The organism is Arthrobacter sp. SAFR-179, from assembly GCF_059414945.1.
On the sequence record NZ_JBPFDM010000006.1, the window covers coordinates 105,059 to 128,544 of the forward strand.

Annotated in this window: 25 protein-coding genes; 12 read left to right on the forward strand and 13 right to left on the reverse strand. The window is 66.6% G+C overall.

Going from position 1 to position 23,486, the window contains the following annotated elements; genetic code table 11:
- Positions 1-34: 34 nt before the first annotated feature.
- A complete protein-coding gene (locus tag ACR65K_RS11815; RefSeq protein ID WP_056335864.1) occupies positions 35-412 on the forward strand; it encodes a hypothetical protein in 378 nt (125 codons plus the stop codon).
- 57 nt (positions 413-469) lie between these two features.
- Here ACR65K_RS11815 and ACR65K_RS11820 read toward each other — a convergent pair whose 3' ends face one another.
- Positions 470-1,015, reverse strand: coding sequence for a CGNR zinc finger domain-containing protein (locus tag ACR65K_RS11820; RefSeq protein ID WP_440152963.1), 546 nt, complete (start codon positions 1,013-1,015; stop codon positions 470-472).
- Positions 1,016-1,086: 71 nt separating this feature from the next.
- Here ACR65K_RS11820 and ACR65K_RS11825 point away from each other — a divergent pair, with 71 nt between their 5' ends.
- The gene (locus tag ACR65K_RS11825; protein WP_440152965.1) at positions 1,087-2,130 is read left to right on the forward strand and encodes an EamA family transporter; all 1,044 of its coding nucleotides are present in this window, start codon (positions 1,087-1,089) and stop codon (positions 2,128-2,130) included.
- 98 nt (positions 2,131-2,228) lie between these two features.
- Here ACR65K_RS11825 and ACR65K_RS11830 read toward each other — a convergent pair whose 3' ends face one another.
- On the reverse strand, positions 2,229-2,492 hold the full coding sequence (locus ACR65K_RS11830) for a WXG100 family type VII secretion target (RefSeq protein ID WP_056335858.1): 264 nt from the start codon (positions 2,490-2,492) through the stop codon (positions 2,229-2,231).
- Positions 2,493-2,704: 212 nt separating this feature from the next.
- Between ACR65K_RS11830 and ACR65K_RS11835 the strand changes: the two genes are divergently transcribed.
- On the forward strand, positions 2,705-2,977 hold the full coding sequence (locus ACR65K_RS11835) for a DUF2277 domain-containing protein (RefSeq protein ID WP_056335855.1): 273 nt from the start codon (positions 2,705-2,707) through the stop codon (positions 2,975-2,977).
- A gap of 4 nt (positions 2,978-2,981) precedes the next feature.
- Here ACR65K_RS11835 and ACR65K_RS11840 read toward each other — a convergent pair whose 3' ends face one another.
- The 6 genes from ACR65K_RS11840 to ACR65K_RS11865 all read right to left on the reverse strand — a co-directional run bounded on the left by ACR65K_RS11840 (position 2,982) and on the right by ACR65K_RS11865 (position 8,463).
- Positions 2,982-5,291: a heavy metal translocating P-type ATPase gene (locus tag ACR65K_RS11840; protein ID WP_440152966.1), complete on the reverse strand. Its 2,310-nt coding sequence runs from the start codon at positions 5,289-5,291 to the stop codon at positions 2,982-2,984.
- Between the two features lie 27 nt (positions 5,292-5,318).
- Positions 5,319-5,555, reverse strand: a complete 237-nt coding sequence (locus tag ACR65K_RS11845) for a heavy-metal-associated domain-containing protein (protein WP_056335849.1) — start codon at positions 5,553-5,555, stop codon at positions 5,319-5,321.
- A 55-nt stretch (positions 5,556-5,610) separates the two neighbouring features.
- Positions 5,611-5,976 (reverse strand): metal-sensitive transcriptional regulator, encoded by a 366-nt coding sequence (locus tag ACR65K_RS11850; protein WP_440152968.1) that lies wholly within the window; start codon positions 5,974-5,976, stop codon positions 5,611-5,613.
- A gap of 287 nt (positions 5,977-6,263) precedes the next feature.
- Positions 6,264-6,776: a universal stress protein gene (locus ACR65K_RS11855; protein WP_440152970.1), complete on the reverse strand. Its 513-nt coding sequence runs from the start codon at positions 6,774-6,776 to the stop codon at positions 6,264-6,266.
- 89 nt (positions 6,777-6,865) lie between these two features.
- Positions 6,866-7,654, reverse strand: a complete 789-nt coding sequence (locus tag ACR65K_RS11860; protein WP_440152971.1) for a class F sortase — start codon at positions 7,652-7,654, stop codon at positions 6,866-6,868.
- 101 nt (positions 7,655-7,755) lie between these two features.
- Entirely contained in the window at positions 7,756-8,463 is a 708-nt protein-coding gene (locus ACR65K_RS11865) for a hypothetical protein (RefSeq protein ID WP_440152973.1), read from the reverse strand.
- Between the two features lie 278 nt (positions 8,464-8,741).
- Between ACR65K_RS11865 and ACR65K_RS11870 the strand changes: the two genes are divergently transcribed.
- The 3 genes from ACR65K_RS11870 (at position 8,742) to ACR65K_RS11880 (ending at position 10,403) form a co-directional block, all read left to right on the forward strand.
- Positions 8,742-8,942 carry a hypothetical protein gene (locus ACR65K_RS11870; RefSeq protein ID WP_142032552.1) on the forward strand — a complete coding sequence of 67 codons (201 nt, stop codon included), beginning with the start codon at positions 8,742-8,744 and terminating at the stop codon, positions 8,940-8,942.
- Between the two features lie 71 nt (positions 8,943-9,013).
- The gene (locus tag ACR65K_RS11875; RefSeq protein WP_440152974.1) at positions 9,014-10,123 is read left to right on the forward strand and encodes a WD40/YVTN/BNR-like repeat-containing protein; all 1,110 of its coding nucleotides are present in this window, start codon (positions 9,014-9,016) and stop codon (positions 10,121-10,123) included.
- The gene (locus ACR65K_RS11880) at positions 10,083-10,403 is read left to right on the forward strand and encodes a MoaD/ThiS family protein (RefSeq protein WP_440152975.1); all 321 of its coding nucleotides are present in this window, start codon (positions 10,083-10,085) and stop codon (positions 10,401-10,403) included. The genes ACR65K_RS11875 and ACR65K_RS11880 overlap by 41 nt, the downstream gene beginning before the upstream one ends.
- Positions 10,404-10,476: 73 nt before the next feature.
- On the opposite strand, the gene ACR65K_RS11885 is transcribed toward ACR65K_RS11880, so the two are convergent.
- The 4 genes from ACR65K_RS11885 to ACR65K_RS11900 all read right to left on the reverse strand — a co-directional run bounded on the left by ACR65K_RS11885 (position 10,477) and on the right by ACR65K_RS11900 (position 14,835).
- Positions 10,477-10,713 carry a hypothetical protein gene (locus ACR65K_RS11885; RefSeq protein WP_018762891.1) on the reverse strand — a complete coding sequence of 79 codons (237 nt, stop codon included), beginning with the start codon at positions 10,711-10,713 and terminating at the stop codon, positions 10,477-10,479.
- Between the two features lie 137 nt (positions 10,714-10,850).
- Complete coding sequence (locus ACR65K_RS11890; RefSeq protein WP_440152977.1) at positions 10,851-12,077, reverse strand: pyridoxal phosphate-dependent aminotransferase; 1,227 nt, start codon at positions 12,075-12,077, stop codon at positions 10,851-10,853.
- A 38-nt stretch (positions 12,078-12,115) separates the two neighbouring features.
- Positions 12,116-13,810, reverse strand: coding sequence for an alpha-amylase family protein (locus tag ACR65K_RS11895; RefSeq protein ID WP_440152978.1), 1,695 nt, complete (start codon positions 13,808-13,810; stop codon positions 12,116-12,118).
- Complete coding sequence (locus tag ACR65K_RS11900) at positions 13,807-14,835, reverse strand: TIGR03885 family FMN-dependent LLM class oxidoreductase (protein ID WP_440152980.1); 1,029 nt, start codon at positions 14,833-14,835, stop codon at positions 13,807-13,809. The genes ACR65K_RS11895 and ACR65K_RS11900 overlap by 4 nt, the downstream gene beginning before the upstream one ends.
- A gap of 160 nt (positions 14,836-14,995) precedes the next feature.
- On the opposite strand from ACR65K_RS11900, the gene ACR65K_RS11905 reads away from it, so the two are divergent.
- On the forward strand, positions 14,996-15,919 hold the full coding sequence (locus ACR65K_RS11905) for an AEC family transporter (protein ID WP_440152981.1): 924 nt from the start codon (positions 14,996-14,998) through the stop codon (positions 15,917-15,919).
- A 62-nt stretch (positions 15,920-15,981) separates the two neighbouring features.
- Positions 15,982-17,070, forward strand: a complete 1,089-nt coding sequence (locus ACR65K_RS11910; RefSeq protein WP_440152983.1) for an ATP-dependent DNA ligase — start codon at positions 15,982-15,984, stop codon at positions 17,068-17,070.
- Positions 17,071-17,233: 163 nt separating this feature from the next.
- Here the strand turns inward: ACR65K_RS11910 and ACR65K_RS11915 are convergent, their stop codons facing one another.
- Complete coding sequence (locus tag ACR65K_RS11915; RefSeq protein WP_056335816.1) at positions 17,234-18,553, reverse strand: MFS transporter; 1,320 nt, start codon at positions 18,551-18,553, stop codon at positions 17,234-17,236.
- Positions 18,554-18,788: 235 nt separating this feature from the next.
- Here ACR65K_RS11915 and ACR65K_RS11920 point away from each other — a divergent pair, with 235 nt between their 5' ends.
- From ACR65K_RS11920 to pcaH, 4 genes are all read left to right on the forward strand, one after another.
- Positions 18,789-19,655: an IclR family transcriptional regulator gene (locus tag ACR65K_RS11920; protein ID WP_440152985.1), complete on the forward strand. Its 867-nt coding sequence runs from the start codon at positions 18,789-18,791 to the stop codon at positions 19,653-19,655.
- A gap of 152 nt (positions 19,656-19,807) precedes the next feature.
- Positions 19,808-20,689, forward strand: a complete 882-nt coding sequence (locus ACR65K_RS11925) for a shikimate dehydrogenase (RefSeq protein WP_440152987.1) — start codon at positions 19,808-19,810, stop codon at positions 20,687-20,689.
- On the forward strand, positions 20,689-22,557 hold the full coding sequence (locus tag ACR65K_RS11930) for a bifunctional sugar phosphate isomerase/epimerase/4-hydroxyphenylpyruvate dioxygenase family protein (RefSeq protein ID WP_440152988.1): 1,869 nt from the start codon (positions 20,689-20,691) through the stop codon (positions 22,555-22,557). Before ACR65K_RS11925 ends, ACR65K_RS11930 begins: the two co-directional genes overlap by 1 nt.
- A 52-nt stretch (positions 22,558-22,609) precedes the next feature.
- Positions 22,610-23,482, forward strand: a complete 873-nt coding sequence (gene pcaH, locus ACR65K_RS11935) for a protocatechuate 3,4-dioxygenase subunit beta (protein WP_440152989.1) — start codon at positions 22,610-22,612, stop codon at positions 23,480-23,482.
- Positions 23,483-23,486: the final 4 nt, after the last annotated feature.

Sequence of the window (23,486 nt, forward strand, 5' to 3'; positions counted from 1 at the left end):
GCCGGCCGTGCGCCGCCTGCAGGGAGGAACCACTGTGGCTGACCAGCATCAAGGAAAACCGCGCAGGCTGCGGACCTCGGTGAAGGGGCCGCTGATGTTTTCGGCTTTCTGGGCCGTCGTCGCCTTCGTTGCAGTGCTGATCTTCGCCTCCGGGGGAAGCGCCCGCGCACCCCGGTTCGACCTTGCCTTCACCGCCGCCGGCATCGCCTTTATTGCCACCCTGGTGGTGGCCGCAATGCTGTCGATGAGCTATAAGGAGAACGCCGAACACCTGGGCAAGGGATCAGGGGTGAACCTGAGCTCGGCACCTAAGAGGCCATCCCAGGCACCCCCGGGCCACGGCTTTGGTGCTCCCGGCAGCCAGAACCCGCCCGCATCCGGCGAGGACACGGACGGCACGCCCCAACGGTAGCTGCGGCACTTTGATGCCGCCGGAGCCCGGATCCCAGGACAACGTGCACCGTAACCGCTAACCGGCGGCAGCCTGCCGGGCCCGGTAGGCCGCAACATGCGCCCGGTTGGCACAGTTGCCGGTATCGCAGTACCGCTTGGACCGGTTGCGGCTCAGGTCCAGCACCGCCGCATCGCAGTCCTCTGACCCGCACACCCGCAGCCTCTCCATCTCCTTGCTGCGGATCACATCAGCCAGGGCCATGGCCGCCTCGGTGCTCATCCGGTCCGCAAGGGGTGCCTCCGGCGCTGTGGCATGAAGGTGCCAGTCCCATCCGTCGTGCTTCATCAGCTGCGGCAGCGCGTTGGCGTCCCGCAGCAGCCGGTTGACCGTCTCCACGGCGGCGTCCTCATCCGCCGTCCACAGTGCCCACAGTTCCCGCCGCAACTGCCGCACGCTTTCCAGTTCCCCGGCATCGCGGCTGCGGGAACCGGAAAATCCCTCCATGGCCAGGAAGCTGTCCAGGTCCGCAACGGAGGCCAACCCTTCCCTGCCGTTTGCGGATGTGTTGATGAGGTTCACCACCGTCCGCAGCGCCACTTCAGTGTCAGGGGCGAAAACCATGTTGACTCCTTACAGCACCCAAGCGTAGTGTCATGGGCGTTACCCCACTTTACTCCTGACAGGAGGCGACGGTGCCTGCCGCCCAAAACCACACCCCCGCACGGGAACTGCCCACCCGGCGTACCGGCTTCCAGGCCTCCGGGTTGGGTATCGCGCTGTTCTCCTCTGCTGTTTTTGGCCTGTCCGGATCCTTCGCCAAATCGCTGCTGGAAACCGGCTGGACGCCGGGGGCTGCCGTGACGGCCCGCCTGACGGGAGCCGCCCTGATCCTTGCGCTGCCCGCAGCGTGGGCACTGAAGGGCCGCTGGGGCCAGTTGAAGGACAACTGGCTCATCATCGTGCTGTTCGGGCTCATTGGGGTGGCGGCTTGTCAATTGTTCTACTTCAATGCGGTGGCCCGGCTCTCCGTGGGCGTCGCGCTCCTGCTGGAGTACCTGGCCCCGGTGATCATCGTCCTGTGGCTTTGGGCCGCGAGCCGCCGGCGGCCGCGCGTGCTGACCGCCGGCGGGACGCTGCTGTCCCTGGCCGGGCTGGTGCTGGTGCTTGACCTCACCGGAGCGGTCAAGGTTGACCTGGTGGGGGTGCTGTGGGGCATGGCGGCCGCGGTCTGCCTGGCCATCTATTTCTTCATCACGGCAAAGGAAAATGACACGTTGCCGCCCATCGTGCTGGCCTCCGGCGGCCTCATGGTGGGTGCGGCGGTCATGTGGCTCGCTGCCGCCACCGGTCTGCTGCCCATGGCCTTCGGCACCGCGGACACAGCCCTGGGCCCATGGACCGTGCCGTGGTGGGTTTCGCTGGCCGGGCTGGTGGTGCTGGCCACCGTGCTGGCATACGTATCGGGCGTCATGGCGGCCCGGGCCCTCGGTTCCAAAGTGGCGTCCTTCGTGTCACTAACCGAGGTGCTGTTCGCCGTTGTCTGGGCGTGGCTGCTGCTGGGGGAACTTCCCGGTGCCATCCAGCTCGTGGGCGGCCTGCTGATCGTGGGCGGGGTCATTCTGGTCCGGCTCGACGAGTTGCGTTCGCCCGCCACCGCTTCGAACGACGGCGGCAGGGTCACCCAAGTGCCGGCGTCGCCGCTGGACCACGCGAACGACGTCGAGCCCGTACCCTAGGTGCGAAGGCCCGCCAAGCCAGGGGCCGCCGTCGGACGCCAACCAAAAAGGCAGGGACACCTTTCGGTGTCCCTGCCCGCCAAAATATGGCAATAAGCCTAGTTCGATGCCTGGCTCTGCTGCTCGGCGTTGCGCTTGGCCTGGCTGCCGGCTTCCTTCAGTGCCTCGGCAACCTTGGTCAGCATGGTGGTGTGGGTTCCGGACCACTCCTGGCGGAACTTGTCAGCGTCCGGGCCCTTCCAGTCGGTGCCGCTCAGGACCTTGGTAAGAGTGGACTTCTGCGTCTCGATCTCGGACGCCCCTGCCTGAAGCTTGCTGCCGAGCTGGCGAAGCTGCTCAACGTCTGCACCCCAAATAGCCATCAGTTTCTCCTTGTTAGGTAGTGGATCCGAACCAGATCGGCATCCCCAGCGGCCCCCCGGCTCATCCGGAAGATCCATTGCCTAAAACCTATCCCGGCCCCCCAACAGTGTCGATGGGCAGCCCTGCCCATGCCGGGCTCCCCATCGACGCCGGATGAAGACCATGAAAAAAGGGGTCGATCCCAGGCGTTGGAAGAGCCTAGCATGGCGTTATGTGCCGGAATATCCGAACCCTCCACAACTTCGAGCCGCACGCCACGTCCGAGGAGGTGAATGCGGCAGCGCTGCAGTACGTCCGCAAGGTCAGCGGCAGCACCAAACCGTCCAAGGCCAACCAGGAGGCCTTTGACGAGGCCGTGCACCAGATAGCCCACATCACGCAGCACCTGCTGGATTCCCTGGTGACGCAGGCTCCACCGAAGGACCGGGAGGCCGAAGCAGCCAAGGCCAGGGCGCGCGCCGCGGTTCGTTACGGCGCCGCCTGAGTCCTCAGCGTTTCCCAAAGCTGCGCAGCCGCAGCGAGTTGGCCACCACCAAGACCGAACTCGCCGCCATGGCGGCGCCGGCGATCATTGGGTTGAGCAGGCCCAGGGCGGCCACCGGGATGCCCACCGCGTTGTAGAAGAACGCCCAGAACAGGTTGGTTTTGATGGTGCCCAGGGTCTTCCGGGACAGTTCGATGGCCTGGGCCACCTGGGCGAGGTCGTTGCCCATCACCGTCAGGTCGGCGGCTTCGATGGCCACGTCAGTCCCGGAGCCCATCGCAATTCCGAGGTCCGCCTGTGCAAGGGCTGCGGCATCATTGACGCCGTCCCCGGCCATAGCCACCGTGGCCCCGCCCGCCTGGAGCTTCCGGACTGCCTCCACCTTCCCTTCCGGCAGGACACCGGCATGGACATCGTCCGGAGCGATGCCGACGGCGGCAGCCACCCGGGCGGCGACGGCGGCATTGTCCCCGGTCAGCAGGATGGGCCGCAGGCCCAACGCCTTCAGCCGGTCGACGGCGGCGGCGGAGCCTTCCTTGACGGTGTCCCTGAGGCTGATGATTCCGGCCGGTGTCCCATCCACTGCGACGCAGATGGCCGTGGCGCCGCCTTCCTCGGCAGCGGCCAGCTGTGCCTGCTGGCCGGCGTCCAGGGCAATGCCGTTCTGCTCCAGCCAGCCGCTCCGCCCAGCCATCACGCGCCTGCCCTCGACGGTCCCCGATACGCCACCGCCGGGGGCGGAACTGAACCCCTGGACTGCCGGCAAGTGAACTGCCGCCAAGTGCGCGGAAGGCGACGGGCCGCCGTCGTGCCCTGCATGGGCCAAAGATGCGGCGGAAGCTGCTGCTGCCGCAATGGCGCGGGCCACCGGGTGCTCGCTGGCGGCCTCAACGGCTCCGGCGAGCCGGAGGACGTCCCCTTCCTGGAAGCCGGGGAACGCCGCCGTGGCGTCCACGGCGAGGACGCCGGTGGTGACGGTCCCGGTCTTGTCCAGCAGGATGGTGTCCACGGTTCGGGTGTCCTCCAATACCTGCGGGCCCTTGATCAGGATGCCCAGCTGGGCGCCGCGGCCGGTGCCGGTCAACAGGCCAACAGGAGTGGCCAGGCCCAGCGCGCAGGGGCAGGCGATCACCAGGACGGCGACGGCGGCCGTGAACGCCTCCCGCAGGTTGCTTCCGTCGGCTCCCGGGCCGGCGAGGACCAGCCAGAGGATGAACGTCAGGGCGGCGATGGCCAGGACCACCGGGACAAAGACGGCGCTGATGCGGTCGGCGAGCCGCGCGATGGGGGCCTTGCCGGTCTGTGCCTGCGATACCAGGCGTGCCATCTGGGCCAGCGTGGTTTCCGAGCCAACCCTTGTTGCCCTGACCAGCAGGCGGCCGGAGGTGTTGATGGTCGCACCGGTGACGCGGCTGTCCGGGCCCACCTCGACGGGGACGGACTCACCCGTGACCAGGGAGGCATCCACGGCGGAGGCGCCGTCCACCACCACGCCGTCTGTGGCGATCTTCTCGCCCGGCCGGACCACCAGGACATCGCCCACCTGCAGGCGGTCCGCAGGGATCTTCTCTTCCAGGCCGCCACGCAGGACTGTGGCGTCTTTGGCGCCCAGGTTCAGCAGGGCCTGGAGCGCGTCGCCTGCCTTTTGCTTGGCATTGGCCTCCAGGTACCGGCCCAGGAGCAGGAAGGTGGTGACCACCGACGCCACCTCGAAGTACAGGCCCCCGGGCATGCCCTCCATGCCGGGATGCTCCGTCATGCGGGGGTCCGCCAGCAGCTGCCACGCCGAAAACAGGTAAGCGGCCGCCACCCCGAGTGACACCAAGGTATCCATGGTGGAGGCCAGATGGCGCGCATTGACCGCTGCCGCCCGGTGGAAGGGCCAGGCCGCCCACGTGACCACCGGCAACGCCAGCACCGCCGCCATCCAGCCCCAATTCGGGAACTGGAACGCGGGGACCATGCTGACCAGGAACACCGGGATGGTCAGCACCGCGGCGAGGATGAGGCGCGGACGGAGGCTCGATGCGGGGATCGCGGTGGTCTGGTCTGCGGGCTGGGCTTCAGCGCGCTGCTGGCGGACGTGTGCCTTGTAGCCGGCTGCTTCCACCGTTGACGTGAGCTGTTCGTCGGTGATGCCCTCTGGGACCGTGACGTAGGCGGATTCCAGCGGGAGGTTGACCGTTGCTGACACGCCGTCGAGCTTCCCGAGCTTTTTCTCCACCCGGTTGACGCAGGACGCGCAGGTCATCCCCTCGATGTCCAGTTCGACGATTCGGGTACCGGGTTGGTGCAGCAGTTCTTGGTGGCTCATGTCAGCTTTCCGGGGGTGTTGGGGCTTCTAGGCCTCGTTGGCGACGACCAGGTAGCCCGCCTCGGCGACGGCTTCCCCGATCTCGGAAGGGTGGAGTTCCTTGCTTGAGGTAATGGTCACTGTTGAAATGCCGCCGGCGTTCAGATCGACGTCCACTGCTTCAACGCCCTCCAGGGCTTCGAGTTCTTCACTGACGGCCGACACGCAGTGCCCGCAGGTCATGCCGGAGACGCTGATGGTGGTGGTGGGGGAGGTGGTGCTCATGGCTTGCTCCTTTGTAGGGTGCCGGCGGTGGCCGGGGTTTGGGTGTGGAATGGTGTCAGCGAAGGAGGCGGCCGATGGCGTCGGCGGCTTCCTTGACCTTGGCATCGATGGCCTCAGCGCGTGCTTCCGGGTCCGGTTCCGAGGCGGCACCCACCACGCAGTGGCCGATGTGTTCCTCGACGAGCCCGAGGCTGACGGCGTGCAGGGCCTTGGTGACGGCGGCAACCTGGGTGAGGATGTCGATGCAGTATTTGTCCTCATCCACCATCCGGGCAATGCCCCGGACCTGCCCCTCGATGCGCTTCAGCCGGCGAAGGTATGCATCCTTGTTTCCCGTGTAACCGTGGTGGGCTGCAGCGCTGGCCTCCGTGGCCGAGGCTTCACCTTCCAAGGCGGCGACGGCTTCTTCGATAGCGTTCATAGGTTGAACCTATACCCCGGAGGGGTATCAACGCAAGTACCCCCGAGGGGTATCCGGCAACGGTCCGGCCTGCGGTTTCAGGACACAAAAAAGCTCCGGAGTGCGTTATTGGGGGATACGCACTCCGGAGCAGCTCTTGGGCAATCCCGGTTACCAGTGGTGTGGACCGGCCTTGCTTGAATCAGCTTACTGGCTGGTACCGGCCCTGCGCCAGCACCACGAATAACTACTTTCGCTTTACTTTAAGCAGGCCTCCACCATGGGTATTTTCCCCGAAATCCTCCCGCTCAGGGCCTGTCCTCGTGGGCGGGCATCCGGTAGGGAACCACCAGCACAGGGCGGCCCTGGTGGTGGCTTAGCCATTGCCCCACCGAGCCGTTGAGTGCCTCGGAGAGCCGGTGCGTGAATCCGCGTTCGGAGGTGCCCACAATGATCATTGGGGCATCCACTTCGGCCGCCAGTTGGGCCAGGGCCCGGGCGGGGTCCCCCGAAAGGGTGCGGAAGGACCACTGGATGGGCCCGCCGTCGGACGGGAGCTTGTCCACTGCCGCCTGGACCTGTTCCTTCAACTCCGTTGTCAGCGCCAGCATGTCGTCATCTTTGTCCGGGTGCAGGGAAAGCCGGTGGGCGGAACGGGCGGGATCCCATTCCACCAGGTAGCTGGCTTCGTCCACATAGGCGCAGACCAGCGGCGCGGAGAGCCGGGCCGCAAGCGTGGCCGCAGTCCGGAGAACCTCCGGGTGCTGTTTAGGCATAATTCCCATCAGCAGCGGGGCGGCGTCGAAGTTTTCCCATGTCATGGTGACAATTGTCCGCCCGCCCTGCTGGCTGTGAACAGGTACGTTGGGCCCATAACTCCCCGGGTGCCAGGGGGCATAGCAGGAAGGACTCAGGACAATGCTGGGTACGCCGTGACCACCACGTTCTTGCCCCAGGGATCCTCGGTGTAGCAGCTGATGAGGACCAGCCGGTTGGGCACCATGTCCCAGACGGGGCTGTCTTTGAGCCCTGATTTCAGGTAGGTAGTGATGCTGTCCACCTGGTAGCTGATGGTTCCGGCCGCTGTTTGCACTTCGAGCCGGTCGCCCACGGCTGCCGCTGAACTCAGGTGGTTGAAGGGAGCGTCCGCGCCCTCCCAGCTGTGGCCGATGATGTAGGTGGTGTTGCCGGAGCCGTTGCCCGGAACGCCAAACGTGGTGAGCCAGTAGCCGTCCTTGGTGGCTGGAGGTTCTATGGTCCGGCTGGACTGGGCTTCGCCGTCCAGGTCCAGCGGATGGATGGCCACGTCCACGGCCGCCGACGGGTAACGGATGCGGACCGGCTGGGCGGCCGGCGGAAGCTCTGGTCCCGCCGCTGCCTCCGTTGCCGTTCTGCCGGGGGCCGGGTCCTGCAGCGCTGACCCATCCTGCAGGCCGGTTTCCGCGATGGGAGCCGCCCCGTTTCCTAAGCCAAGGCTGCCCGAAGCGGTGCCCCCGGGAACCAGGGCGGCCGAGGGAGAGGTGTCCCCGGCCGCTGACGATGGTGCCGGATGGAACGGCGCCGCGTGGAACAGGGGGGCACCGAGGGTGAAGGACAGGAACGCGAGGAACCCGCACAGCAGGATAGCCGCATCGCCCCGGTTCCAGCGAAGGATGCGGAGCCGCGTGGGCGCTGCATGCCGGCTTCGATCCTGGCGCATGGCACTCCTGACGGTTGGCGGGATTGGAAGGAAGGCGTCCTGCCGGGCACTGGCAGGACGCCTTCCTTGTCAAAGGGCCACGGGTAGTGGCGGTTTGCCGGCTAGCCGGCCTGCTCTGGACGGGTCCGGCGGCGTACGGCCACTGCTGCCGCTGCGGCAGCCAGCGCTCCCACGCCTGCAAGCCAGCCTGAGCCGGCGTCCGATGCTCCCACCGCCGTCTGCGCGTTGTAGCCCTGGTTCGTGCCGACGCTGACCGGGGCTGCGGCCGGGGCGGCCTTGGGTGCTGCCTTTGGTGCGGCGGCAACCTGCTTGGCAGGCACCGGCTGTGCGGGTGCAGCGGCCGGGGCTACGGCTGCGGGCGTTTCGGCGGCCGGGGCTACCGCGGCGGGTGTCTGTGCTGCCGGCGTTTCTGCCGGTATTTGCACAACGGGCTGCTCTGTCACGGGCTCGACGACGACGACCGGCTCCTCTGCAGGAGGCGTCTCCACGGGCGTGACGGGAGGATCGACGACGACGGGTGGATCCACCGGATCGAGCACTTCGCCGGGCGGCAGCGGTGCGCACTGGGCGACGTAGAGAGTCTTTCCGGCAGCGGTCCAGTTCTTGCCTGCTGATTGCGACGTCGGCGGAATGATGTCCAGCGGGTGCTGGTCGTGGCCGCCCAGCCCATTGATATTGAATTCCAACGGCGCCCAGGTGCTGCCGTCGCTGTGGCAGACGGTGACTTTTTCCCCCGCGGCCATGGCGGGTGCGGTGAGGCTGATGAGGCCGAGCCCCACCACTCCCAGTGTGGCTAAGGTGCGTTTCATGTTTTCTCCCCATATATGTGTGAAACGGACCATGGCGAGGAAGGCCAGCGGTGACGCCGTATGCCCCAGCAGCACGGTCAGCTTGCTTTGAGATTTCAGGCTAGGGGCCGCCTCCCGGGGCAGTCGCCAGTAGGGGATACTCGTCTTTTTCGGGCAGCGGCTGGCCAGGTTACTTGCCAGTACCCGAAACCCGACTGCACACACCTGCTTCCGCTGCAGCACCTTGTCCGCCGTCGGGGCCGCGCCTAACGTTTAAAACGACCCAAGGAGCGTGCGTCATGGAAATCTTCATGTGGTGGCTGGACCTGGACCTCGACAGCAAGGAGTGGCTGCGCGGGAACCTCCGCGCCGACGAACTGCCGCTCCCGGTCCTCCAGGGCATTGCCGAAGCCGGCGGCCCGCATCCCGGCAATCCCGCTGCCGTACTGACTGCTGCGGACTGGGACTTCATCGAAACGCAGTCCGAGTTCGTCGACTGAAGCCCCTGCCGGGTCCGAAGGGGGCACCGCAGGGGTAAAAACCATTGCGGCCGGACCCCTCCGGTGGTTGCATGGAGCCCATGGCAACGGCGGCAGAATCATTCGTCCTGGCAATCGGCACCAAGAAAGGTCTCTGGCTGGCCACCAGCCCGGACCGGCAGGAGTGGTCCTTCACGGGCCCGCACTTCCTCATGGCGGAGATCCCCAGCATCGGGATCGACACCAGGGAGGGCCGCACCCGCATCCTGGTGGGTGTCCGCAGCCCGCATTGGGGACCGACGGTGGCCCACTCGGATGACCTCGGTGCCACCTGGTCCGAGCCGGAACAGGGCGCCATCACGTTCCCGGAGGATACGGGGGCAGCACTTGAGCGCGTCTGGCAGATTTACCCGGATGCCGAGTCGCGTCCCGGAGTTGTGTGGGCGGGAGCCGAACCGATTTCCGTGTGGAAATCCACTGACGGCGGTGAGCACTTCGAGCTGAACCGCGGCCTTTGGGACCACCCGCACCGCAATGAATGGGGAGCAGGCTACGGCGGGGCGGCGGCGCATTCGATCGTGGTCCAGCCGGCCGGGGAAACGGTGCACGTTGCCATGAGCACCGGCGGCGTATACCGGTCGCTCGACGGCGGCGCCTCCTGGGAAGCACGCAACAAGGGCATCTCGGCGTACTTCATGCCGGACCCCAACCCGGAGTTCGGCCAATGCGTGCACAAGATTGCCGCGGACGCCGCCGTGGAAGGGCGCCTGTACGCCCAGAACCACCACGGGGTCTACCGGACGGACGACAACGCAGACAGTTGGAGTTCCATCGCCGAGGGCCTGCCTGCCGACTTCGGGTTCGTAATGCTCACGCATCCGCGCCGGGACGGCACCGCCTGGGTTATTCCGCTGAAGGCTGACGGCGAACGCATCCCTCCCGACGGAAAGCTCGCCGTCCACCGCACGGACGACGCCGGGAACACCTGGAAGCGCCTCAATACCGGGCTTCCGGAGCACGAATACAACAGCGTGCTCCGGGACGCAGCGGCCGTGGACACCGCGGATCCCGCCGGGGTGTACTTCGGTACGCGCGGCGGGGCCGTCTATGCGAGTGCGGATGAAGGGGAGACCTTCAGGGAGGTGGCGTCCCACCTGCCGGATGTGCTGTGCGTCAGGGCAGCCGTGGTGGCAGGTGCCTGAGATTTCGCTGCTGCTGCCCAGCGTCCTGCAGCCCCTGGCTGGCGGGCAGTCGGTGCTGACTGCACCCGCGGACGGGCCGGTGACGGTAGGAAGCCTGCTTGATGCGGTGGCCTCCGACTATGCGGTGCTGGGCCGGCGGCTTCGTGACGAAACCGGCGCGCTACGGCGGTTCGTGAACATTTACGTCAACGGTGACGAGGTGCGGCGGTTGCACGGCCTGGATACCGAGGTGGCGCCGGGCCAGGAGGTCCTGGTGATCCAGTCTGTCGCGGGCGGCTGACCGTCTGACATAGAGACGGGTAAGGCGGCGGGCAGCCCTTACTGGCTACGCCCGCAGCCCCACGTCCAGTTCGTTATGCCACGCGCCAAACGCTGCACTCGTCCGTATTGATTGCCTTCCGGACCCCCGTGATCCGGTCCAGGATCCACACCACTCCGATGCCGGGCGCCGTTTCCTGCACGCTGCCGCGGCGGATCACCACGTCGTCGTAGGAAGGACCCACGGAGAGGCGGGCTTCGATTTCGTCACCGCGGTGGAGCTGATCCAGTGCGCGGACTCTGGTTACATGCGTGGTCGCTTTCTTCAACATCGGGGGCCTCCTGGCTGGAGCTGGTGCCGGCTCTTGCCTGCACTACCCAGTGTGGGCCGCGAATGTTGCGCAGCGGTTTCCCCGCGGTTAGCGTGCGGTTAGTTCTTCGCGCCGCACCGGTTTCATGTCTGTCGCCTTCAGGCGTCGCTGCCGTTGCGGTAGGCGGCAAGGAAGGCGGAAATCCGCCGGACAGCTTCCTCGATGTCCAGCACCGAGGGCAGGATGACGAACCGGAAGTGGTCCGGGGCGGGCCAGTTGAAGGCCGAGCCGTGTGAAATCAGGATCTTTTGGTCCCGGAGCAGGTCCAGGACGAATTTCTCGTCATTGGCGATGGGGTAGAGTTCCGGGTCCAGGCGGGGGAACAGATACATGGCGCCCGACGCCGGCACGCACGTTACGCCGGGAATGGCACTAAGGAGCTGGTGGGCAAGGTCCCGCTGCTCGCGCAGCCGCCCGCCGGGCTGCACCAGGGCCTCAATGCTCTGGTAGCCGCCCAGGCAGGTTTGGATGGCGTGCTGGGCAGGAACGTTGGCGCACAGGCGCAGCGAGGCCAGCAGTTCAAGGCCTTCACGGTAGGCGGCGGTAGCGGCAAGCGGCCCGGTGATGGCCACCCATCCTGCCCGGTAGCCCGGCATCCGGTAGGCCTTGGACAGGCCGCTGAAGGTCAGGCAGCACACGTCCTCGGCCACAGAGGCGGTGTGGATATGCGTTGCGTCTTCGTAGAGCACCTTCTCGTAGATCTCGTCAGAGAACAGGACCAGGTTGTGCTTCCGGGCCAGCGCCGCGAACTGTTCCAGGATTTGCCGGGGGTAGACGGCGCCGGTGGGGTTGTTCGGGTTGATGATCACGATGCCCTTGGTGCGGCTGGTGATCTTTGCTTCGACATCGGCCATGTCCGGCCACCAGTTCTCCGCCTCGTCGCAGAGGTAGTGCACCGGCTTGCCGCCGGTCAGGGTCACGGCGGCGGTCCACAAGGGGTAGTCGGGGGCCGGGACCAGGATTTGGTCGCCGTTTTCCATGAACGCCTGCAGGCTCATGGAGATCAGTTCGCTGACGCCGTTGCCGATCACGATGTCCTCGACCCCGATGTTCATCAGGCCACGTGTCTGGTAGTACTGCGAGATGGCGGTCCGAGCGGTGAAGATGCCTTTTGAGTCGCTGTAGCCCTGGGCGCCGCGGAGGTGGTGGATCATGTCCACCACCACGGATTCCGGCGCCTCGAGGCCGAACGGTGCCGTGTCCCCGAGGTTCATCTTGAGGATCCGGTGCCCCTCAGCCTCCATGTTCTTGGCAGCCTGCAGGACCGGGCCCCGGAGTTCGTACCGGACGTTTTCAAGCTTGCTGGAGTGCTGCATTGCGTGCATGGTTAATCTTTTCACAAAGCACGACGGCGGGCGGCGGGTTACGGTGCCAGCCGGTCGCCTTTGCGGTGCACCCGGAACCAGCGGTAGCCGTAGCGTCCCAGTTCCACCGTGAAACTGCCGTCGGGCTCCAAGGGGGCGTTCCCGCCGTCGAACAGGTCCAGCAGCATGGCGTCCCGGTATGCCTGGCGGGGGCCATGCTCCGGTCCCACGCGTCCACTGACCAACACCGGCTCTTCGCCGAAGTTGTGCAGCAGCACCAGCGTCCCGCCGTCGGAACTGCAGGTGTGGGCAAAGACCGCAGGTTCCGGCTGCTCGATGATCCCGAACGAGCCCCACCCCAGTTCCGGTGCCTCGCGGTAGCGCGCGATCAGCGTTGCCATGAAGTTGAACAGCGATTCCGGGTCCCGCTTGGCCGCAGCGGCGTTGACGTTCTCCGGCCCATAGTCGCCGCGCACCAGCGGGGCTACCAGCTCCGATGCCTTGGCATTGGAGAAGCCGCCGTTCTTCTCAGTGTTCCACTGCATGGGCGTGCGTACTGCGGCGCGGCTCTTTTGCCGGAGGTCCTCACCCATGCCGATCTCCTCGCCGTAGAACAGCACCGGGGTGCCGGGCAGAGAGAACATCAGGGAATACACCATGCGGATCCGCTCCTGGTCTCCACCGAGCATGGGAGGCAGCCGGCGCCGGAGGCCGCGGCCGTAGATCTGCATGTTCTTGTCCGGCCCGAATGCGGCGAACACTTCCTGCCGCTCGCCGTCGCTGAGCTTGTCCAGGGTCAGTTCGTCATGGTTGCGCACGAACATGGCCCATTGGTTGTCCGGGTTGATCGGCGGCCTGCTCTTGAGCGTCTCGGCCAGCGGGCGCGCGTCCTGCCTGGCGAGGGACAAATAGATGTGCTGCATGGCCAGGAAGTCGAACTGCATGTTCAGTTCATTGCCCTCGGGGCCGCCGTAGTACTCCAGCTGCTCCTTGTAGGGCAGGTTCACCTCCCCCAGCAGCACGGCGCTGCCGTTGCGCCGGTTGATGAAGCTGCGCAGCGCGCGGAGGTAGCCGTGCGGGTCGATGTTGGCGACCTCGTCCTTGGGCTGGCCCCGCGTCTCCAGGAAGAACGGCACGGCGTCCAGCCTGAAGCCGTCAAGCCCCAGTTCCAGCCACAGTCCCATGGCCTTGGCGATCTGGTCCCGCACGCCGGCATTGGTGACGTTGAGGTCCGGCTGGTATTTGGCGAACATGTGCAGGTACCACTCGCCGGTGGCTTCATCAAGGGTCCACAGCGAGTTCTCCTCCCCGGGGAACACCACCTCCGAGGACGTGTCCGGGGGAGTGTCCTTCCGCCACACATAAAAGTCGCGGAACGGGTTGTCAGTGGATTTCCGGGCTTCCACGAACCAGGGGTGCTGGTCCGAGGTATGGTTCACCACGAAGTCGGCGATGACCCGCATGCCCCGGTCCTTCGCGGCGCGGATGAATTCCACCAGGTCGCCCAACGTGCCAAGGCGGCGGTCCACGCCGAAGAAGTCGGTGACGTCATAGCCGTCATCGCGGTCCGGGGACGGGTAGAACGGCATCAGCCAGATGCAGGTCACGCCCAGCGCAGCGAGGTAGTCCACCCGCTGGGTGAGGCCGGCGAAATCGCCCGTGCCGTCGCCGTCGTCGTCGAAGAACGTCTCCACGTCCAGGCAGTAGACCACCGCGTTCTTCCACCACAGGTCCGAGGTCTCGGCGATCCTCATGCCGGAGTGTCCGACGCCGGGCTGGCGGTTGCCGCCGCAAGCTGCGGTTCCGTGCCGGCCGGGTGAGGGGTGCGCACCTGCGGAAGCACCTCAGCGGCGAAGGCGTCGATAAAGGCCTCCTGCTGCTGCCCCACGAAGTGCAGGTACAGCTCATCGAAGCCCAGCTCCGCATACCCGGCCAGCCAGTCCACGTGCCGGCCAAGGCTGGCGGAAACATTGACCGCGCTGCGGACCTGTTCCTCGCCCACGTGCTCGCCCACGCCGTCGAAATGGCCCGCGGAGGGCAGGTCCCAGGGAATGGGCGGTGCGAACGTGTTGGTCCGCCACTGGTCCAGGGCGACGGCCGCCGCTTCCTGCTCGGTGCCGGCCCAGGACAGGTGCACCTGCAGCACCGCCTTGCCTTTGCCCCCGCTGTCGCGGTAGGCGGCGAGCATGTCCCGCAGCTTCGGCGCCGGCTGGTTGACGGTGACCAGGCCGTCCGCCCAGGCTGCCGCGCGGCGGGCCGTGTCCACGCTGATGGCGGGGGCGATGAGCGGGGGCGGGGTGTCGGGGACATCCCAGATCCGGGCCTGCTCCACGGTGACCAGCCCGCGGTGGCTGACCTCCTCCCCGCGGTGCAGGCGGCGGATCACGTCCACGCATTCTTCGAGCCGGCGTTGCCGGATGTCTTTGGCCGGCCAGGCGTCGCCAGTGATGTGCTCGTTCATGTTTTCGCCGCTGCCGGGGGCGAACCAGAACCTGCCGGGGAACATGCAGGCCAGGGTTGCGGAGGCGTGGGCGATGATGGCCGGGTGGTAGCGCTGGCCGGGTGCGGTCACCACGCCGAACCGCAGGCTGGTGGTGGCCATCGCAGCACCCAGCCAGGACCATGCGAAGCCGGAGTGCCCCTGCCGGGCTGACCACGGCTCGATGTGGTCGGAGCACATGGCCGCGTCAAAGCCGGCGCGTTCAGCGTGCTGGACGTCCTTGAGCAACTGGCCGGGACTGATTTGTTCGTGGGATGCGTGGAAGCCGACGGTAACCATCGTTAAGCTGTACCGTCCCGGCGGCGGCCTGTCGAGGGGTACCTGGGCTGTGGGATGGCCAGGTACCGAAAGCAGGGGCACTTGTCCGATAAGTTTAAGACTTGTAATACTGTGCCCTTCCGGGCGCAGGGTGCGGCGGAACCGGAAGGAAGTACCCCACGTGGGCGGTGTGCTCATTGGACTGGCGGTGATCGGCGTGGTCATCGCCGTGGGCTATATCGCTGCACGGTGCGGGTTGGGTGACGAACCCACCATCTCGGCACTGACCCGCACCGCCTTCTTCATCACCAACCCCGTGCTGCTCTTCACGGTGGTGCTGAAATCGGACCTCTCCGTGGTCTTTTCCGCCTATGTTCCGCTCGCGCTGATCACGGCGGCCGTCACGGCGCTTCTTTATGTGGCCGCCAGCAGGATCTGGTTCCGGAGGCCGCTGGCCGAAACGGCCGTCGGCGCCATGGCCGGCTCCTACGTCAACGCCAACAACATCGGCATCCCCATCACCCTGTACGCCCTGGGGGACGCCACCCCCGTGGCGCCCGTCCTGCTGGTCCAGCTGCTCCTGTTCGCCCCGCTGGTCCTGACCCTGCTGGACCTCTCCGAAGCCGGCCGGTTCTCGCCCCGGCTCATGCTGACCCAGCCCTTCCGGAACCCCATGATCATCGCCTCGCTCCTGGGCGTGGTCCTGGCCGCGTTCCACGTGCAGCTCCCGGCCCCGGTGATGGCGCCGCTGACGCTCCTGGGCGGCGCGGCCGTCCCGGTGGTGCTGCTGGCATTCGGAATGTCGCTGCACGGAACCAAAATGCTCCGAAGCGGCGGCCACACGGCCGAAATCCTCACCGCCACGGCACTCAAGTCCGCGGTGATGCCGGCGGTGGCGTTCGTCGTCGGCCGCTTCCTCTTTGACCTGGACCACCGCATGCTGCTGGGCGTGGTGCTCATGGCGGCGCTTCCCTCCGCCCAGAATGTGTTCCTGTTTGCCAGCAAATACGGGAAGGGCGTGGCCGTGGCCCGGGAAACCATCCTGCTCTCCACGGCCGCGGCGGCGCCCGTGCTGGTCCTGGTGGTCTGGCTGCTGGCCGGCTGAAATCCCTCCCGGCGCCGTGCCGCCCTACCGTCCAGGGCACGGGCCGGGCAAGAATGGGCACTATGGAACTTCCCGTGATGCCGCCCGTCCCGCCCATGCTTGCCAAGGCCGTCAGCGGCATCGACGGCATCCCAGGCAGCGGGGACCTCAGCTACGAGCCCAAATGGGACGGCTTCAGGTCCATCATCTTCCGCGACGGGGACGAGCTGGAGATCGGCAGCCGCAATGAAAAGCCCATGACCCGCTACTTCCCGGAGCTCGTGGCCGCGCTCAAGGAAAACCTGCCGCAGCGCTGCGTGGTGGACGGCGAGATCATCCTGGTGGGCGCCTCCGGCGACCGGCTGGATTTCGACGCCCTGCAGCAGCGCATCCACCCCGCCGCCAGCCGGGTGAAGCTGCTGGCCCAGCAAACGCCGGCGAGTTTCGTGGCGTTCGACCTCCTTGCGCTGGATGGCGACGACTACACCGGCAGGCCCTTTTCCGAGCGGCGGGCGGCGCTGGAGAAGGCGCTCGCGGCCAGCAGCGCACCGGTCCACCTCACGGCGGCCACCACGGACAAGGACACCGCCGCCCAGTGGTTCGAGCAGTTCGAGGGGGCCGGGCTGGACGGCATCGTGGCCAAGCGGCTGGACGGCCGGTACGAGCCGGACAAGCGGGTGATGTTCAAGGTCAAGCACGAGCGCACCGCGGACTGCGTGGTGGCAGGCTACCGGCTCCACAAGAGCGGCCCGGACGCCATTGGCTCCCTGCTGCTGGGCCTGTACAAGGACGACGGCGGCCTGGCCAGCGTGGGCGTGATTGGTGCCTTCCCCATGAAGAAGCGGCAGGAACTGTTCGAGCAGCTCCAACCGCTGGTGACGGACTTCGACAACCACCCCTGGGCGTGGGCCAAGCAGGAGGAAGGGGAACGGACGCCGCGGAACGCCGAAGGCAGCCGGTGGAGTGCCGGGAAGGACCTGTCCTTCGTGCCGCTGCGGCCCGAACTGGTGGTGGAGGTCCGCTATGACCATATGGAGGGCGACAGGTTCCGCCATACAGCCCAGTTCAACCGCTGGCGGCCGGACCGGGACCCGGAATCCTGCACCTACGAACAGCTGGAGGAACCGGTCAACTTTGACCTGGCCTCGGTGCTGGAGACCGGCCGGGAGTAGCCCCGGGGCGCACTTTAGCCAGGCCCGCCGTCGTGTGTTCCTGCCCAGTTACGTCACCGCGCCGGTGCCGATCGCACGAAAAAGCCCGCCACCCCTGGCTCTTCCAGGAGGTGGCGGGCTTTGACTAATCAGTAACCGGGCAGGAACGTTCGCGCTCCGGCTCCTACTTCAGGCCCAGCAGCTTGGTGGGGGTCCGGAAGGACTCCTTGGCGGTCAGTGCGGAGACTGCTGCGATGGCGCAGATGATGGCGGTGAAGATGCTGATCTGCACCCAGCCGCCGGGCTTGATGCCACCCATGGCAGCCACGATGGCCGGTGCGAAGCCTGCCATCAGGAAGCCCAGCTGGGTGCCGATGGCCAGGCCGGAGAAGCGGACCTTGGTGCTGAACATCTCGGCGTAGAAGGACGGCCAGACGGCGTTGGAGGCGGCGTAGCCGAAGGAGAAGAAACCGATGGCGGCCACGAACATCAGCGGAACGCTGCCGGATTCCAGACTGAGCAGGAACAGCGGGGTCAGGATTGCGCTGGCCACGGCGCCGTAGATGAAGACGGGCTTGCGGCCGATCCTGTCCGCGAGCTTCCCGAAGAGCGGCTGGGTGCCCAGGGCCACCAGGTTGGCGCCGACGACGAGCCAGAGGGTGGTGGTGCCGTCCACTCCGGCGACGGTCTTGGCGTAGCTGATGGCAAGCGTGCCGAACACGGTGGAGACAGCGGCGATGAAGGCGCACGCGACAACACGCAGGACGTCGCGCCAGTGGCCCTTGAGGAGGTCGGCGACGGGGAGCTTGGAGATCTGGGCGTTCTTCTGGGCTTCCTCGAAGGCCGGCGGTTCGTGCAGCGTGCGGCGGATGAAGAAGGCAACGACGACCACCACGGCGCTGAGCCAGAACGGGATGCGCCAGCCGATGCCGTACTTGATCTCATCCGGCAGGGCCAGGACGGGGATGAAGACCAGGGCGGCGAGGATCTGGCCGCCCTGCGTACCGGTGAGGGTCCAGGAGGTAAAGAAGGACCGCTGGTTGTCCGGGGCGTGCTCGAGGGTCATTGAGGAGGCGCCGGCCTGCTCACCGGCGGCAGAGAGGCCCTGGCAGAGGCGGGCGATCACCAGGAGGGCCGGAGCCCACCAGCCGACAGTCCGGAAGTCGGGGAGGCAGCCGATCACGAACGTCGATGCGCCCATGAGCAGCAGCGTGAACATCAGGACCTTCCGGCGGCCCACCCGGTCACCGAAGTGGCCCAGGATGATGGCGCCCACGGGACGGGCCACATAGGCGAACCCGAAGGTGGCGAAGGACATGATGGCAGCGTTGGTGTCTGCGTCGGGGAAAAAGACCTTGGGGAAGATCAGCGCCGCAGCGGATCCGAAGATGAAGAAGTCATAGTATTCGACGGCGCTGCCCAGGAAGCTGGCGAGGGCGGCCTTCTTGGGCGTCCCGGCGGAGGTGAGGGCACCCGCCCCGGCGGACGGAAGTGTCTGGCTCATGGTGTTCCTTTGGTGTGACGACATTGTCGCGGATGTGGATCTGGGGGTCGCAGCCGCCGCTGCCTTGGTGCGGGCGGGGCGCGATGCGGCTGGAGTCCGGAAAAGACCCAAGCATTCGTAGCCACATGGTGGGAGCTACTTGTGCGATATAGAAACTATGACTGTGAGGGCAGTCACCTGTCAAGAAAATACTCACCATCTAGAAATAGCTCTCACATTGTGGGAACATCGAGTTATGAGTGTGAACCAAACCACAGCGGTCAATGAAGAATCCGCTGCTGCCGTCCCCGCCGCCGCAGAGCCCGTGAACGCCATGCCCCCGGAAGCCAAGGTTGGCGGCCGCCCTGCGGACCGCACGGACATGGTGGGCAAAGCCCTGGGCCTGCTGGTCCTGCTGGGGGACGAGCCGCGCGGTGCCAGTGCCGCGGAGATTTCCCGCCGGGCGGAACTGCCGTTCAGCACCACCTATCGCCTGCTTGGATCCCTGACCCGTGACGGCTTTGTGGACTACGAGCCGGACGGGCGCCGCTACCACCTGGGCCTGCGCATCTTCCAGCTGGGCCAGCGTGTGTCCAATCATCATGGTTTCGCGGGTACTGCCACGCCGGTCCTGCGCCGGGTTACCGCCGAGACAGGCGAGGCAACCATCCTCAGCGTCCGCGACGGCCACCATCACCTGACGGTCAGCAAGGTGGACGGTCCCCAGATGTTCCGGGTGACCAGCGACCCCGGCCACCTGGGCTCCCTGTCCACCACCGCCGTCGGGAAAGCCCTGGTGGCCTTCGCCGAGGATGCGGAGCGGGAAAGGCTCCTGGCGGAGTTGCCGCTGGAAGCGCTCACCGAAAAGTCCATCACCGACCGGGATGCCTTCCGCGCCGAAATAGAGCAGGTGCGCCGGCAGGGCTACGCCGTCATGGATGAGGAAAACGAGGCCGGCATGCGCGCCGTGGCCGTCCCGCTGCTCAACAGCCAAGGGCATGCCTTCGCGTCCCTGGCAACCGCGGTACCGGTGTTCCGCCTGGGCCTCGAGGAGCTGAAGGCCCACGTTCCGTTGCTGCAGGAAGCTGCCGCGGAGCTCGCCGCCAGGCTGCCGCAGCGCTAGCAGCCAAAGAAATCCCCTCGTTTCAAGCCTCCTTGTTCGCATGTAGAACAAGAGTGCGATAAGTGAACAAATGATGTACCGTAATCCCTGTCACCCCGTAGCGCGGCCCAACTTCCGCGCCTGCCCGGTGCCGTACCAAAGGAGCTGCACGCATGAGCAATCGAACTGAGTCCTACCTGGTGGGACTGGTTGGTGATGGCGTCACGCCATCGCTCACGCCGCCCATGCACGAACGGGAAGGTGACGTGCAGGGCCTGCGTTACCTGTACCGCCCCATCGACCTGCTGGAGCTGGGCCTGGCCGGAGAGTCGGTGGGCGCCATCCTGCACAGCGCCAGGACCCTTGGCTTCAACGGCCTGAACATCACCCACCCCTGCAAGCAGCTGGTCCTGCAGCACCTGGACGAGGTGAGCCCGGACGCCCGCCGCCTGGGCGCCGTGAACACCGTGGTGATCCGCGACGGCCGCTTCATCGGCCACAACACTGACTTCTCCGGCTTCGCCGCCGCTTTGTCGTCCGGCCTCCCCGGAGCCCGGCTGGACCGCGTGGTGCAGCTGGGTGCCGGCGGTGCAGGGTCCGCCGTCGCCTACGCCCTGCTGACGGCCGGCGTCCGCACGCTGCACCTGGTGGACGTGGACCCGCTGCGCGCCCAGGCCCGGGCTGCCGAACTGGCAGGCTTTTTCCCGGACAGTACCGTGACGGCAGGCACGACGGCGGAGCTGCCGCAGCTGATGCGCCTGGCCGACGGCCTGGTGCAATGCACCCCCGTGGGCATGGCCGCCCACCCCGGTGTCCCGCTGGACCTGGACCTGCTGGAATCCCGGCACTGGGTGGCGGACATCGTCTACCGCCCCATCGACACCGAACTGGTCCGGGGTGCCCGGGCCAAGGGCTGCGACGTCCTGGACGGCGGGCGGATGGCCGTTGGCCAGGCCGCGGACGCGTTCCGGATCTTCACTGGCCTGGATGCTGATCCGGACCGCATGCGCAGCCACTTCCTGGAGCTTGTGGCCGCCGAGGAGGTGAACGCCTGATGCGCACCGGAATCGCCACCGTCTGCCTGTCCGGCACCCTCAAAGAGAAAATGCAGGCGTGCGCCATCGCCGGCTTCGACGGCATCGAAATCTTCGAACAGGACCTCGTCACCTCCCCGCTCAGTCCCGAGGACGTGCGGAAGATGGCCGCGGACCTGGGCCTTGGCCTTGACCTTTACCAGCCGTTCCGCGACTTCGACGGCGTCACCCCGGACCTGCTCAAGGCCAACCTCCGCAGGGCTGAGGCCAAGTTCAGGCTCATGGCCCGGCTGGGCATGGACACCATCCTGGTCTGCTCCAACGTGGCCACCGCCAGCATCGACGACGACGCCCTCCGCGCCGAACAGCTGGCACAGCTTGCCAACCTGGCTGGCGACCACGGCGTCAAGGTGGCCTACGAAGCGCTGGCCTGGGGCAAGTACGTCAACGACTACGAGCACGCCTACCGGCTGGTGGACATGGTGGACCACCCCAACCTCGGCACCTGCCTGGACTCGTTCCACATCCTCTCCCGGGACTGGGAAACCTCCCACATCGAGGCGTTCAACCCGGACAAGATCTTCTTCGTCCAGGTTGCGGACGCCCCCAAGCTCTCCATGGACGTCCTCTCCTGGAGCCGCCACTACCGGGTGTTCCCGGGCGAAGGGCAGTTTGAACTGGCCAAGTTCATGGGCCACGTGGTCCGTGCCGGCTACACCGGACCTGTTTCGCTGGAGGTCTTCAACGACGTCTTCCGCCAGTCCGATGTGGAGCGCACGGCCGTGGACGCCATGCGTTCGCTGATCTGGCTTGAAGAGCAAAGCGCCAAATGGCTGGCCGGCACCGAAGGCGCGCCGGATAACGGCGCCGCGCTCCGCCGTCGTTATCCCATGGAACTGGCCACCCTGCCCAAGGTGAACCAACCCGCCGGCTTCAACTTCGCCGAGGTCAAGGCGGACAACACCGCGCAGCTCGAGAAACTCCTGGGCCAGCTGGGGTTTGCGTTCGAAGGCCGGCACCGCACCAAGGACGTCCAGCTGTGGACCATGGGCCAGGCCCGGGTGATCATCAACGAACAGGCGGCCCGGCATGCCGAGCCAGCCATCGCCGCGCTGGGGTTCGACGTCGATTCCCCCGTGATTGCCTCCGCCCGGGCCCAGCAGCTCAAGGCCCCCGTGGTGGCCCGCAAGGTGCAGGCGGACGAGGAAGTGTTCCAGGGCATCTCCGCCCCTGACTCCACCGAGATCTTCCTCTGCCAGGGCAGCCCTGACGGAACCGCGGCCTGGACGCATGAGTTCGGGGAAGGGCTGGAACACCCGTCCGCCGGAGCCAGCGCGGTGATCGACCACGTCAACCTTGCCCAGCCGTGGCAGCACTTCGACGAAGCTGTCCTCTTCTACACCAGCGCGCTGGCCCTGGAGCCGCAGCCGTTCGCGGAGGTGCCCAGCCCCAGCGGGCTGGTGCGCTCCCAGGTCATGCAGGCCTCGAACGGCGACGTACGCCTGGTGCTGAACCTGGCACCGGTGCAGCAGGCGCAGAACGAAGCCCGCAAGACCTACCAGGAACACATCGCCTTCGCCGTGGACGATCTCGTGGCAACCGCCAAGGCCGCCCGGGATCGGGGCCTGGAATTCCTGCAGATCCCGGCCAACTACTACGAGGACCTGGATGCCCGGTTCGACCTCGAGCCCGGTTTCCTGGCCACCCTGCAGGAGCTCAACCTGCTGTTCGACCGGGATGCCGACGGCGAGTTCCTGCACTTCTATACAGCCACCGTGGGCAGCGTCTTCTTCGAAATGGTGGAACGCCGCGGCAAGTACGACGGCTACGGGGCCCCCAATGCCCCGGTGCGCCATGCAGTCCAGTACGACTCCCTGCACCGCACCTGAACCATCCACGCCCAGACCTTTAAGAGAACAACCAACCGGAAAGGAGCCAGCAATGCCCGAAGACATCACCGCGGAGCTGGAGTCGGAGGAACTTGTGCCTCCGGCTGAACCGAAGGCTGCCCACCAGCCCCTGGACAAGGCCATCGAGTCGCAGGCGGACCTCAGCGCAGAGATCAACGCCATCGGCGAGGCCTACCAGCGGGCGCTCAAGGATGGTGCCCAGCCGGACACCCAGCCGCGCCTGGATTACCCGCCGTACCGCAGCAGCATCCTGCGCCACCCCACCAAGAGCCTGCAGCACGCTGACCCGGAAACCATCGAGCTGTACTCGCCGGCCTTCGGCCACCAGGACGTGCACGCCCTGGAATCGGATCTCACCATCCAGCACAACGGCGAACCGCTGGGTGAGCGGATCATCGTTTCCGGCAAGGTCCTGGACGGCGACGGCCGCCCGGTTGCGGGCCAGCTCGTGGAGATTTGGCAGGCCAACTCGTCCGGCCGCTACATCCACAAGCGCGACCAGCACCCGGCCCCCATCGATGCCAACTTCACGGGCATCGGACGTTGCATCACGGGACCGGACGGCTCGTACCGGTTCACCACCATCAAGCCCGGCGCCTACCCGTGGAAGAACCACCTGAACGCGTGGCGCCCTGCGCACATCCACTTCTCGCTGTTCGGCTCCGAGTTCACCCAGCGCATCATTACCCAGATGTACTTCCCCGGCGACCAGCTTTTCCCGCTGGACCCGATCTACCAGACCATCGTGGACCAGGACGCCCGCGACCGGCTGGTGGCCACGTACGACCACAGCCTCACCGAGCCCGAGTGGGCCCTGGGCTACAACTGGGACATCGTCCTGACAGGTCCCAAGCGGACCTGGACCGAAAACGAGGCGCTCGGCGCAGAAGGTGATGAGGAATAGGACA

What these genes read in the sequence shown, in the direction of transcription:
- ACR65K_RS11865 (WP_440152973.1), bottom strand. Translation starts at nt 8,463, where the DNA reads ATGAAACGCACCTTAGCCACACTGGGAGTGGTGGGGCTCGGCCTCATC.
- ACR65K_RS11885 (WP_018762891.1), bottom strand. Translation starts at nt 10,713, where the DNA reads ATGTTGAAGAAAGCGACCACGCATGTAACCAGAGTCCGCGCACTGGAT.
- ACR65K_RS11920 (WP_440152985.1), top strand. Translation starts at nt 18,789, where the DNA reads ATGAGTGTGAACCAAACCACAGCGGTCAATGAAGAATCCGCTGCTGCC.
- ACR65K_RS11870 (WP_142032552.1), top strand. Translation starts at nt 8,742, where the DNA reads ATGGAAATCTTCATGTGGTGGCTGGACCTGGACCTCGACAGCAAGGAG.
- ACR65K_RS11910 (WP_440152983.1), top strand. Translation starts at nt 15,982, where the DNA reads ATGGAACTTCCCGTGATGCCGCCCGTCCCGCCCATGCTTGCCAAGGCC.
- ACR65K_RS11835 (WP_056335855.1), top strand. Translation starts at nt 2,705, where the DNA reads ATGTGCCGGAATATCCGAACCCTCCACAACTTCGAGCCGCACGCCACG.
- ACR65K_RS11895 (WP_440152978.1), bottom strand. Translation starts at nt 13,810, where the DNA reads ATGAGGATCGCCGAGACCTCGGACCTGTGGTGGAAGAACGCGGTGGTC.
- ACR65K_RS11845 (WP_056335849.1), bottom strand. Translation starts at nt 5,555, where the DNA reads ATGAGCACCACCTCCCCCACCACCACCATCAGCGTCTCCGGCATGACC.
- ACR65K_RS11855 (WP_440152970.1), bottom strand. Translation starts at nt 6,776, where the DNA reads ATGACATGGGAAAACTTCGACGCCGCCCCGCTGCTGATGGGAATTATG.
- ACR65K_RS11880 (WP_440152975.1), top strand. Translation starts at nt 10,083, where the DNA reads ATGTGCTGTGCGTCAGGGCAGCCGTGGTGGCAGGTGCCTGAGATTTCG.
- ACR65K_RS11850 (WP_440152968.1), bottom strand. Translation starts at nt 5,976, where the DNA reads ATGAACGCTATCGAAGAAGCCGTCGCCGCCTTGGAAGGTGAAGCCTCG.
- ACR65K_RS11890 (WP_440152977.1), bottom strand. Translation starts at nt 12,077, where the DNA reads ATGCACGCAATGCAGCACTCCAGCAAGCTTGAAAACGTCCGGTACGAA.
- ACR65K_RS11860 (WP_440152971.1), bottom strand. Translation starts at nt 7,654, where the DNA reads ATGCGCCAGGATCGAAGCCGGCATGCAGCGCCCACGCGGCTCCGCATC.
- ACR65K_RS11840 (WP_440152966.1), bottom strand. Translation starts at nt 5,291, where the DNA reads ATGAGCCACCAAGAACTGCTGCACCAACCCGGTACCCGAATCGTCGAA.
- ACR65K_RS11875 (WP_440152974.1), top strand. Translation starts at nt 9,014, where the DNA reads ATGGAGCCCATGGCAACGGCGGCAGAATCATTCGTCCTGGCAATCGGC.
- ACR65K_RS11915 (WP_056335816.1), bottom strand. Translation starts at nt 18,553, where the DNA reads ATGAGCCAGACACTTCCGTCCGCCGGGGCGGGTGCCCTCACCTCCGCC.
- pcaH (WP_440152989.1), top strand. Translation starts at nt 22,610, where the DNA reads ATGCCCGAAGACATCACCGCGGAGCTGGAGTCGGAGGAACTTGTGCCT.
- ACR65K_RS11930 (WP_440152988.1), top strand. Translation starts at nt 20,689, where the DNA reads ATGCGCACCGGAATCGCCACCGTCTGCCTGTCCGGCACCCTCAAAGAG.
- ACR65K_RS11900 (WP_440152980.1), bottom strand. Translation starts at nt 14,835, where the DNA reads ATGGTTACCGTCGGCTTCCACGCATCCCACGAACAAATCAGTCCCGGC.
- ACR65K_RS11830 (WP_056335858.1), bottom strand. Translation starts at nt 2,492, where the DNA reads ATGGCTATTTGGGGTGCAGACGTTGAGCAGCTTCGCCAGCTCGGCAGC.
- ACR65K_RS11925 (WP_440152987.1), top strand. Translation starts at nt 19,808, where the DNA reads ATGAGCAATCGAACTGAGTCCTACCTGGTGGGACTGGTTGGTGATGGC.
- ACR65K_RS11820 (WP_440152963.1), bottom strand. Translation starts at nt 1,015, where the DNA reads ATGGTTTTCGCCCCTGACACTGAAGTGGCGCTGCGGACGGTGGTGAAC.